Source organism: Pyxidicoccus trucidator, assembly GCF_010894435.1.
GTDB lineage: Bacteria > Myxococcota > Myxococcia > Myxococcales > Myxococcaceae > Myxococcus > Myxococcus trucidator.
In genome coordinates, this window is sequence record NZ_JAAIXZ010000002.1 from 61,764 (window position 1) to 72,383 (window position 10,620).

10 protein-coding genes are annotated in these 10,620 nt (G+C 69.2%); 4 read left to right on the forward strand and 6 right to left on the reverse strand.

From position 1 onward, the window contains the following. Positions 1-8: 8 nt before the first annotated feature. The 5 genes from G4D85_RS06935 to G4D85_RS06955 form a co-directional block, all read right to left on the reverse strand. Positions 9-1,199: a polyprenyl synthetase family protein gene (locus G4D85_RS06935; protein ID WP_164009301.1), complete on the reverse strand. Its 1,191-nt coding sequence runs from the start codon at positions 1,197-1,199 to the stop codon at positions 9-11. Between the two features lie 212 nt (positions 1,200-1,411). Beyond that, positions 1,412-3,421, reverse strand: coding sequence for a molecular chaperone HtpG (gene htpG, locus G4D85_RS06940; protein WP_240359128.1), 2,010 nt, complete (start codon positions 3,419-3,421; stop codon positions 1,412-1,414). A gap of 145 nt (positions 3,422-3,566) precedes the next feature. Further along, positions 3,567-4,376 (reverse strand): carbohydrate-binding protein, encoded by an 810-nt coding sequence (locus G4D85_RS06945; RefSeq protein ID WP_164009303.1) that lies wholly within the window; start codon positions 4,374-4,376, stop codon positions 3,567-3,569. A 120-nt stretch (positions 4,377-4,496) separates the two neighbouring features. Then, a complete protein-coding gene (locus G4D85_RS06950) occupies positions 4,497-5,087 on the reverse strand; it encodes a hypothetical protein (RefSeq protein WP_164009305.1) in 591 nt (196 codons plus the stop codon). Further along, positions 5,084-5,578 (reverse strand): restriction endonuclease, encoded by a 495-nt coding sequence (locus G4D85_RS06955; protein WP_205525454.1) that lies wholly within the window; start codon positions 5,576-5,578, stop codon positions 5,084-5,086. The genes G4D85_RS06950 and G4D85_RS06955 overlap by 4 nt, the downstream gene beginning before the upstream one ends. A gap of 218 nt (positions 5,579-5,796) precedes the next feature. On the opposite strand from G4D85_RS06955, the gene G4D85_RS06960 reads away from it, so the two are divergent. The 4 genes from G4D85_RS06960 (at position 5,797) to G4D85_RS06975 (ending at position 10,046) form a co-directional block, all read left to right on the forward strand. Then, on the forward strand, positions 5,797-7,515 hold the full coding sequence (locus tag G4D85_RS06960; RefSeq protein WP_164009309.1) for a dipeptidyl-peptidase 3 family protein: 1,719 nt from the start codon (positions 5,797-5,799) through the stop codon (positions 7,513-7,515). Between the two features lie 77 nt (positions 7,516-7,592). Then, positions 7,593-8,387, forward strand: a complete 795-nt coding sequence (locus G4D85_RS06965; protein ID WP_164009311.1) for a fatty acid desaturase — start codon at positions 7,593-7,595, stop codon at positions 8,385-8,387. Between the two features lie 33 nt (positions 8,388-8,420). Next, entirely contained in the window at positions 8,421-9,410 is a 990-nt protein-coding gene (msrP, locus tag G4D85_RS06970) for a protein-methionine-sulfoxide reductase catalytic subunit MsrP (RefSeq protein WP_164009313.1), read from the forward strand. Positions 9,411-9,413: 3 nt separating this feature from the next. Beyond that, positions 9,414-10,046 carry a protein-methionine-sulfoxide reductase heme-binding subunit MsrQ gene (locus tag G4D85_RS06975; RefSeq protein WP_164009315.1) on the forward strand — a complete coding sequence of 211 codons (633 nt, stop codon included), beginning with the start codon at positions 9,414-9,416 and terminating at the stop codon, positions 10,044-10,046. 18 nt (positions 10,047-10,064) lie between these two features. Here the strand turns inward: G4D85_RS06975 and G4D85_RS06980 are convergent, their stop codons facing one another. Then, positions 10,065-10,547 carry a response regulator gene (locus G4D85_RS06980; protein ID WP_164009317.1) on the reverse strand — a complete coding sequence of 161 codons (483 nt, stop codon included), beginning with the start codon at positions 10,545-10,547 and terminating at the stop codon, positions 10,065-10,067. Positions 10,548-10,620 lie beyond the last annotated feature (73 nt).

Here is a 10,620-nt window from a genome sequence, read left to right on the forward strand (position 1 = left end):
CCTCCGCTTCAGCGGACCCGCGCCAGCACGTAGGCGACCAGCGAGTCGAGCAGCCGGCGGTGGACGGAGTCGGGCAGCCACTCGCGACAGGACTCCAGGCGCTGCTCCGCGTCCTCCGCCCATTGCCGGGCCAGGCCCTGGGCGTAGTCGAGGCTGCCCTGGCGCTCGATGAGGGACAGCAACAGGCGCACGTCCGCCTCCGTCTTCACGGGGCTCCGGGCCTCGTGGGCGCACAGGGCCTCGCGCAGCCGGGCCTCACCCGGGGCCGTCAGCGCCCCTTCCGCCACGAGGCTCGCGAGCAGTGCTTCGAGCGCTGTGGGCGCGCCGGGGCCCGAGGCCCCGTCCAGTGGCGTGGCCATGGGCTCATCCGGGCGGGGCAGGCGGAGGATGCGCGCCACCTCCTGACGCTCCGGCTCGGAGGCGCCGCGCAGCATGTGCAGGAGCATGAGGGTGCGCTTGCCCTCCCAGAGGTCCCCGGCGATTTCCTTGCCGTAGTCCGCCTCCTTGCCACGCAGGTTGAGGACGTCGTCCTGAATCTGGAACGCGATGCCGAGCGAGCGCGCGAAGGCCGCGAGCGCGTCGATGCGCTCCTGCGAGGCCCGGGCGGTGATGGCGCCCACGGTGACGGGGGTGATGAAGCTGTACCAGGCCGTCTTCTTCTCCACCATCCGCACGTAGTCGTCATCGGTGACGTCGAGCGTGCCCGCGCGAATCCACTCCAGCTCCAGCGCCTGGCCCTCCACCGACTCGCGCGTCATCCCCGCCACCGCCTGGAGGATGCGCAGCGCCGGCCCGAGCCCGAGCACGGCCACGTTGTCCAGCAGTGGCTGCAGCGCCAGGGCGAGCATGGCGTCCCCCACGTTGACGGCGATGGGCAGCCCGTGGGTGCGGTGCAGCGTGGGGCCGCCCCGGCGCATGAGCGAGCCGTCCTCGATGTCGTCGTGGATGAGGAACGCGTTGTGGAAGAGCTCCAGCACCGCCGCCGAGCGCACCACCGCGTCCAGCTTGCCGCCCAGCGCGCGGCAGGCGGCGATGCACAGCGCCGGCCTCAGCCCCTTGGCCTCGCGCAGCGGGTAGTCGAGCATCAGCGCGTAGAGTGGCGAGGACTCTCGCTGCGCCTCGGGGATGATGCGCTGGATTTCCTGGAGGGCGAGGACGCGGCAGTCCTCGAGGTAGCCCATCAGCTCCGCCGAACCCATGGCACTCGCCCCCTGCCTGCGTCGAGGAAGGCGGGGAGGGTGACAGCTTGCGTCCCGGGGCGGAGCAGTCCCGGAGTCGCGAGACGTGTCTGGAATTGCGCAGCAGCGCGCCGGGGGCGGCAGGGACTGCTCAACTCAAGGCACGTGGGAAGCCCATACGCCCGGGAGCGGAGCCGCGAGTCCACGCGGCTCCGCTCCTGTTCAGCGTCCGGTCAGCTCGTGGGCTGCGTGGTGCTGGACGGCTGGGCGGCGGTGGCCTCCGGGGCGGGGGCCTGGGTTGCGGCCGTGGCCGTGGCCCCGTGGCCCGCCGCCTGCGCGGCCACCTGCGTCAGCAGCCCCGTCATCCGTCGCGCGAAGCGGTTCGGGTCGGAGATGGTGCTGCCCTCGGTGAGCAGCGCCTGGTCGTGCAGCAGCTCAATCCACTCCGTCACCTGCGCCGCGTCCGGCTGCCGCTCATGCACGGCCTTCAGGTGGGCGATGACGGGGTGGCCCGGGTTGATTTCCATGATGCGCTTCACGCGCGGCATGCCCATGCCCTTGCCTCGCTGCTGGAGCAGCCGCTCCAGGTACGCGGGCGAGCCGCCCTCGGGCACCACCAGGCACACCGGCGAGTCCGTCAGCCGGTCCGACACGCGCACCTCGCGCACCGAGTCCTTGAGGACGTCCTTCATCTTCGTGGTGAGCGTCTTCAGCCCCTCGGCGTGCTGCTCCTGCTCCTTCTTCTGCTCGTCCGTGGACTGGAGCTTCAGGTCCGCCTGGAGCGCGGACACCAGCTGCTTGCCCTGGAACTCACGCAGGCCCTGCGCGGCCCACTCGTCCACCGGGTCCGTCATGTAGAGGACCTCGAAGCCGCGCTGCTTCAGCGTCTCCAGGTGCGGGCTGTCCGCCACCGCCTGCCGGGACTCGCCGTAGATGTAATAGATGGCCTCCTGGCCCTCCTTCATCCGCGACACGTAGTCCGCCAGGGAGGTGATTCCCTCCTCGCGCGAGCTCTCGTAGCGCAGCAGTCCGCCCAGCTTGTCCTTGTGCTCGGCCTCGGTGGCCAGGCCCTCCTTCACCACCGTGCCGAAGGCCTTCCAGAACTCGCGGTAGTCGTCCGGCTTGTCCTTGGCCAGCTTCTCCAGCAGGTCCACCGACTTCTTCACCACGTGCTTGCGGATGGCGCGCACCACCTGCGAGTCCTGGAGCAGCTCACGCGACACGTTCAGCGGCAGGTCGTCCGAGTCGATGACGCCGCGCACGAAGCGCAGCCACTGCGGCACCAGCTCCTCGCAGCGGTCCATGATGAAGACGCGCTTGACGAACAGCCGCACCCCGCGCTGCTGCTGCGCATTGAGGTCGAACGGCGGGTGCTTGGGGACGAAGAGCAGGCCGGTGAACTGCTGGTTGCCGTCCGCCTTGAAGTGCGTCCAGGCCAGCGGCGCTTCCCAGTCGTGCGTCAGGTGCTTGTAGAACTCCTGGTACTGCTCGTCCGTGATTTCGGACTTCGAGCGCTGCCACAGGGCGCTGGCCTTGTTGACCACCTCCAGCGCCGTCTCCGTCTTGGCGTCGTCCCCCGTCCCGGTGGTCTTCTTCACCTGGAGCTTGATGGGGTGGCCCACGTAGTCGGAGTACTGCGTAATCAGCGTGCGCAGCCGGTACTCCTCCAGGAACTCCTTCTGGTCCGCCTTGAGGTGGAGGGTGATGGCGGTGCCGCGCGTGGCGCGCTCGGCGGGCTCCACGGTGAAGGAGCCCTTGGCGTCCGAGGCCCACTTCCACGCCGGCTGGTCCTTGCCGGGAGCGCGGCTGACCACCTCCACGTGGTCCGCCACGAGGTACGCGCTGTAGAAGCCCACGCCGAACTGGCCGATGAGCTGCATGTCCTTCTGCCCGCGCTGGGCCAGCGTCTCCAGGAACTCGCGCGAGCCGGAGTGGGCGATGGTGCCCAGGTTCTTCACCAGCTCGTCATGCGTCATGCCGATGCCGGTGTCCTCAATCGTGAGGGTGCCCTTCTCGGCGTCGGGGATGAGGCGCAGCTCCAGGGCCGGCTCGTCGGCGAGCAGCTCGGGCTCCGTAATCGAGCGGAAGCGCAGCTTGTCGAGCGCGTCGGACGCGTTCGACACCAGCTCCCTGAGGAAGATTTCCTTATGGGAGTAGAGCGAGTTGATGACCAGGCTGAGGAGCTGGTTGATCTCCGCCTGGAAGGCGTGGGTTTCCCGCTGGGGGGAGTTTTCAACGGACATGGACAAAAAGCCTCCGGGCGCTCCCGTGGAGCGCGAGCGTCGCTTCCCCCATAACCATGGAAAATGGCGTGTCGAGGGCAGGGGCCCGGAGGTCTGGCGGCAGGGCGAGCCGGCGGCCACACCCCCGGGCACCTCCCACCCGTGACTACGGGGTGGGGCGGGTATGCGCGTAGTTGTACCCGAAGTTGCTGTCCCAGTACGTCTGCCCGTTCACCTGGTAGCGCACGTAGTACTGCAGCGCGGTGCCGGCGACGGCCGGGACGTGGGCCTGCCAGCGCTCCACGTTCTTCACGTTGGGGCTGGTGATGTAGGAGTAGGCGTAGGTATAGCCGCTGACGTACGAGGCAGGGGCCTCGTGCGAGGTGGCCCAGCCGTCGGTGGTGTAGACCACCGTCACGCTCTTGGAGTAGGCGAGGTTCTGCACGTCGATGTTGACGTCGAGGTCGCCGTTCTCCCGCCAGAAGCTGCCATCCACCAGGACGTTGGTGTTGTGGAGCATGGGGCCGTCGTTCCTGCCGAGGTGGTAGTTCGCGCCCCAGTTGTTGTCCCAGTAGAACGTGCCGCCCACGACGAGCCTGGGTACGAACTCCAGATCTCGCGAAGCCTCAGGAGGCTGCGTCCATCCGGCGTACTGCCGGGTGACCTTCCAGACCTCATGGCCCGCGCTCGCCGGGCCCACGTAGGAGCCCTGGAGGTTGACCCACGAGCCGTCCGGCTCCTTCTGGTAGACGTAGACGAACTTCTCGTAGGCGAGGTTCTTCACCAGCAGGGTGTAGGTGACGTCCTGCCACACCTGGCCGTAGCGGGTGCTGACGGCGCTGTGGGCCTTGAGCAGGCGGATTTCGTCCGCGGCCAGGGCCGGGGTGGAGGTGACGCCCAGGGCGAGCCCGGCCAGCAAGGCCAGCAGGGCACGCCAGCGGGGCGCGGAAGCGGTGGTGCGGGGTGTCTTCGACATGGTGGGGTTCCTCACGAGCCCCAGGCTCGGGGGCGGGCACCGGGGACCCTGGGTCATCCAGGGCGCACGCATGTTGGCAGCACGCTCCGACCTTCGTCGCGCCGCGCTTCGTCATCTTCGCTACCCGGGTTCACCCGTGGAAACGGCCTCCCGCGTTTCCAGCCGCTCGGACCATTGAATTTGCGCGTGGATGAATTTCCGAAGCCTCCGGATGGCGGGAAGTGAGGCGAGCTGCGTCAGGTCCACGCCTTCCAGGCGGGGACGCAGGGCCATCGCGAGCGAAGCGGGCTTCACGCCCAGCAGGGCCGACAGGGCCCGGCGGGGAGCCGTGCGGGCCCACTCCAGGTGCTCCGCGGTGGGCTCGCGGCCGGAGAGCTGCCGGAGGATGGCCGGCTCCAGGAAGAGGAGTCCCTCTGGCGCCGACTTCAAGAGAATGAGCCGCATCGGAAGGCCCGTCCGCTCACCGTTTGGGTTCAGGCGGGAATAGGCATAGGCCTTGTCCCATTCGCGTGCGTTGGGGCCGCGTTTCCTGCGCGGGCCGAGCACCAGCGCGACGCAGGAGCCTCCGTAGGCGATGGCGCGGGCGCGGCTCGTGGCGTTGACCCACCCACGCCCGTCAATCAGCTCGACCCTTCCTTCGAGCTCGGGCCCCAACATCCTGCCCAGGACCACGGCGGCGGTGGCATTCGAGGTGATGACATAGGGCTTCATGGGACGTCCTCCTTGCTGAGCGGTTGGTCCACAACTCCTGCTTCGACAGCCCCACGCCACTTGCGTCGGAGCGCCGCGCGCACGCCCTGGTTCAGGGCCAGTCCGATGTCCGTGTCGCTCCAGAGCAGGACATTGCGAATCGGGTGGACCGCCACGGCTTTCAGGGCGGGCCAGGTGAACCCACTGGTGCTGAAGAGCAGTCCGACGGCGGATGCCGGACGGCGTTGCATGCGCAGGGCCAGTTTCGCAATGGCGTCGAACCCGATGGGCTCGGCGTGGTCCTTCGCTTCCACGAGACACGCCAGTCCATCAATGTAGATGCCCCCGTCTATCTGCTCGAGGTCACTCGAATAAGGCCAGACCACCCTTGCGCCTTCGAGTTGGAAGGCCCGCAGCATGAGGAACTCGAAGGCCCTGCCCGGTGCCCAGCCCTCGATTCTCTCGCGCCGCTTCACCCGTCCCCAGAAGGCGAGCAGCTCTGCCTGTCCCATCCCCAGCATCCTCCTCGCATACTTCTCCTCAGCTCCCACGCCTCCACCTCCCTATACAACCCATGAGGTAGATAAGTCTACGCGCTACCCCTGACATGCTGTGAACAGGTCCGCCGTCGGCCACGCCACGGGAGTCAAAGCAAGCCCCCTGCCACCCACCCGTCACTCGCCGCACAGCGCACTGGGAGGGGGCGCCGCGTTGGAGTAGGGAAGGGGCCATGAACCGGACCCTCCTGTCCCTGCTTGGCGCGGTGCTGCTGTCGAGCGCCGCCTCCGCCGCGGAGAAGACCCCCGCCCGCCTTCCCGATGCCGCCGAGCTCCAGCGCATGACGGCGCGCTTCGCTCCCGTGGAACTTCGGGTCGACCTGAAGGCCCTGCCCGACAACGAGAAGCGCGCGCTCGGAAAGCTCGTCCAGGCGTCGAAGGTGATGGACGCCCTCTTCCTGCGCCAGCGCTGGGCGGGCAACCCGACGATGCTCCTGGACCTGCTGCACGACGACTCGCCCCTGGGCCGCGCGCGCCTGCACGCGTTCCTCCTCGACAAGGGGCCCTGGAGCAGCCTGGACGAGGCGAAGCCCTTCATCCCCGGCGCGGCGCCCAAGCCCGAGTCCGCCAACTTCTACCCGGCCGGCGCCACCAAGGCCGAGGTGGAGGCCTGGGTGAAGTCGCTCCCCGAGGCGCAGCAGAAGGACGCCACCGGCTTCTACACCACCATCCGCCGTGGCACGGACGGCAAGTTCATCTCCGTCCCCTACAGCGTGGAGTACCAGGGCGAGCTGGCCCAGGCCGCCACGCTGCTGCGCGAGGCCGCCGCGCTCACGAAGCAGCCCACGCTCAAGGCCTTCCTCACCGCCCGCGCGGACGCCTTCCTCTCCAACGACTACTACGCCAGCGAGGTGGCGTGGATGCAGCTCGACGCCAGCATCGAGCCCACCATCGGCCCCTACGAGGTCTACGAGGACGAGTGGTTCAACTACAAGGCCGCCTTCGAGTCCTTCATCGGCCTGCGCGACGACGCGGAGACGCAGAAGCTGGCGAAGTTCAGCGGCCAGCTCCAGGGACTGGAGAACGCGCTCCCCATCGACCCGAAGCTGCGCAACCCGAAGATTGGCGCGCTGGCCCCCATCCGCGTCGTCAACAGCCTCTTCTCCGCCGGTGACGCCAACCGCGGCGTGCAGACGGCCGCCTACAACCTCCCCAACGACGAGCGCGTGACGGAGAAGATGGGCTCCAAGCGCGTCATGCTCAAGAACGTGCAGGAGGCCAAGTTCGAGCGCGTGCTGCTGCCCATCGCCAAGGTGGCGCTCACCGCGAAGGACCAGCAGGACGTCTCCTTCGACGCCTTCTTCACCCACATCCTCATGCACGAGCTGATGCACGGCCTGGGGCCCAGCAACATCACCGTGGGTGGCAAGGCGACCACCGTGCGCAAGGAGCTCCAGGCGGCCTCCAGCGCGATTGAAGAGGCCAAGGCGGACATCTCCGGCCTGTGGGCCCTGCAGCGGCTGGTGGACGAGGGCGTCATCGACAAGGCGCTGGAGCGCACCATGTACACCACGTTCCTCGCCTCCTCGTTCCGCTCCATCCGCTTTGGCATCGACGAGGCGCACGGCAAGGGCATCGCCCTGCAGCTCAACCACTTCCTCGACACCGGGGCGGTGAAGGTGAACGCGGATGGCACCTTCTCCGTGGTGCCGGAGAAGATTCGCGCCTCCGTCACCTCGCTCACGAAGCAGCTCATGGAGCTTCAGGGCCGGGGCGACCGCAAGGCGGCCGAGGCCCTGCTGGCGAAGATGGGCGTGGTGCGGCCCTCCGTGCAGAAGGTGCTGGAGCGGCTCAAGGACGTGCCGGTGGACATCGCGCCCCGCTACGTCACCGCCGAGGAGCTGTCGCGCGACGCCGCGGCCTCCGCGTCCGATACCGCCGTGCGGAAGTAGCCACCGGCCGCCGTCCCGTCCGCCGCCGGGCACTTTTCCGTGCGCGGCGGGCGGGGCATGGCCAGTTAGCAGGAGAGATGCAGACCCCGGTCCGCCATCCCCGTCCAGCGCCTCCCGACCCGTGGGGCGTCGTCCTCGCGCTCGGCATCCTCGGCGCCTGGGGAGGGCATCTCGCGTGGCTGTTCATGGCACCCGGGCTGCCCTGGGACGCGCCGCTCACCTGGCTGCACATCGCCCTGCAGGCCTGGCTGTGCACCGGCCTCTTCATCACCGGGCATGACGCCATGCACGGCACGGTGTCCCGCAGGCGCTGGGTGAACGAGGCCATGGGCACGGTCGCCTGCTTCCTCTTCGCGGGGCTGTCGTACCGCCGGCTGGTGGTGAATCACCGGGCCCACCACGCCGACCCCACGGGCCATGACGACCCGGACTTCTCCACCCGCTCCCAGGCCTTCTGGCCGTGGCTGGGCGCCTTCATGGCCCGCTACACCACGCTGCCGCAACTGGGCGTCATGGCGGCCAAGTTCAACGTGCTGCTCCTGCTGGGCGTGGCCCAGCCGCGCATCCTCGCCTTCTGGGTGCTGCCCTCGGTGCTGGGCACCTTGCAGCTCTTCTACTTCGGCACCTACCTGCCGCACCGGCGCCCGGACACGCCGGACATGGCGCCCCACCACGCGCGCACCCTGCCGCGCAACCACCTGTGGGGCCTGCTGTCCTGCTTCTTCTTCGGCTACCACTGGGAGCACCATGAGTCGCCCGGCACGCCCTGGTGGCGCCTGTGGCGGCTGAAGGACGCCCGCGCCCGCGAGGCGGCCCTGTCCGCGGCCCGGATGGCTGGCCCGCTGCCGGAACAGGAAGGCGCGGCGCGGTAACCGAAGGGCGGGGTTGGCCGTTATACAGGGGCCATGAGCGACAAGCCGCCCGCCGAGCCCCCCAGCTCCGAAGTCACGCCCGAGGCGCTCTACCTGCGCCGCCGCGAGTTCCTCAAGAATGCCGGCCTCTTCGCGGGCACCGCCGCCGCCGTCGCCGGAGGCCTGTACCTGCTGGGCCGCAAGCAGACGCGCCCCATGGACGCCTTCGTCCCGGACGCGGGCCTGGTGGCGCAGCCGGTGGCGAGGGGCCAGGGCCCGTACGACACCGACGAGCCGCGCACGCCCTACGAGGACGTCACCACCTACAACAACTTCTACGAGTTCGGCCTCGACAAGAACGACCCGGCCCGCTTCGCGCACACGCTCAAGCCCCGGCCCTGGACTGTCGTCATCGACGGCGAGGTGGGCAAGCCGCAGACGGTGGACATCGACCAGCTCACCTCCTGGTTCCCCCTGGAGGAGCGCGTCTACCGCATGCGCTGCGTGGAGGCCTGGTCCATGGTGATTCCGTGGCTGGGCTTCCCCCTGGGCAAGCTGCTCGAGCGCGTGGAGCCCACCAGCCAGGCGAAGTACGTGGCCTTCACCACGCTGCAGGACCCGGAGCAGATGCCTGGCCAGCGCCGCTCCACGCTGGACTGGCCCTACGTCGAGGGCCTTCGCCTGGACGAGGCCCTGCACCCGCTGACGCTGATGGCGACGGGGCTCTACGGGCGGCAACTGCCCAACCAGAACGGCGCCCCGCTGCGGCTGGTGGTGCCCTGGAAGTACGGCTTCAAGGGCATCAAGTCCATCGTCCGAATCTCGCTCACCCGCGAGGAGCCGCCCACCACCTGGAACCTCGCCGCGCCGGGCGAGTACGGCTTCTACGCCAACGTGAATCCCGCCGTGTCCCACCCTCGCTGGAGCCAGGCCACCGAGCGCCGCATCGGCGACCTCGAGCGCCGTCCCACGCTGCCCTTCAACGGCTACGCGGATCAGGTGGCGCACCTGTACAGCGGCATGGACCTGCGAAAGAGCTACTGAGCCATGGCCTCGCCTCCGCGTCCCTGGCTCAACCCCGCCCTCGCCGTGGGCGGCCTCTCGCCGCTGGTGATGCTGGCCGTGCAGGGCCCCCGGGGCGATTTGGGGCCCAACGCGATTGAGGCCGCGCTCCACCAGACGGGCCTGCTCGCGCTGGTGCTGCTGCTGGCCTCGCTGGCCTGCACGCCGCTGCGGCTCGTCTTCAAGTGGACCTGGCCCGCGCGCGTGCGCCGCACCCTGGGCCTGCTGGCCTTCACCTACGCGGCGGCGCACTTCCTCGTGTACGCGGTGTTGGATCAGGGACTGGCGCTCGGCGCGATTCTCGAGGACCTCGGCAAGCGGCCCTTCATCACCGTGGGCTTCCTCGCCCTGGTGCTGCTGACGCCGCTGGCCGTCACCTCCACGAATGCGTGGGTGCGCCGGCTGGGCTTCCCCCGCTGGCAGCGCCTGCACCGGCTGGCCTACGTGGCCGCGGTGCTGGGCGTGGTGCACTTCGTGTGGCGCGTGAAGAAGGACGTCACCGAGCCGGCCCTCTACGGCGCGGTGCTGGCGCTGCTCTTCGCCATCCGCGGAGCGGAGGCCCTGAAGAAGAAACGCCGGGCCCGTGCCGCGGTGGCGGCCCGGAACCCGGCGTCGTAGCCGCTGGCGCGGCGGGGACTACTTCCGCGGCAGCGGGAGGATGGTGTCCACCAGCGTCATGAGCTGTGCGCAGCTCACCGGCTTGCGGACGAAGGCGCTGATGCCGGCCTTCTGACCCAGGGCGCGCACCTCCGCCACGTTCGGATCACCCGTCATCATCAGGATGGGCACCTTGGACAGCTTCGCGTTGGCGCTGGCGCGAATCTGCGCCGCGAAGTCCGCGCCGTTCATCCCGTCCATGTGGAAGTCGGTGAGGATGAGGTCCACCGGGCCCGACTCGGCCACCTTCAGTCCCTCTTCGGCGGACTCCGCCTCCAGGAACTCGAAGCTGCGGGCCATGAGGTAGATCTTCAGCAGGGTCCGGATGGAGCGGCTGTCGTCCACCAGCAGGACGCGCTGAGGCGCGGTTCCCGCGGCAGGGCGCGCGCCCAGGGGTCGGGTCGTCTCCGTCGTGGTGCGATTGGGTACGGGCTCTGGAGAGGGGAGGGTTCCGGCCTTCATCGGATCATCAACCTCAGGTGGGGCTGTTCCCCTGAAAACTTTGTCATGTTGACGGAAGGACAGGAGGAAGTCA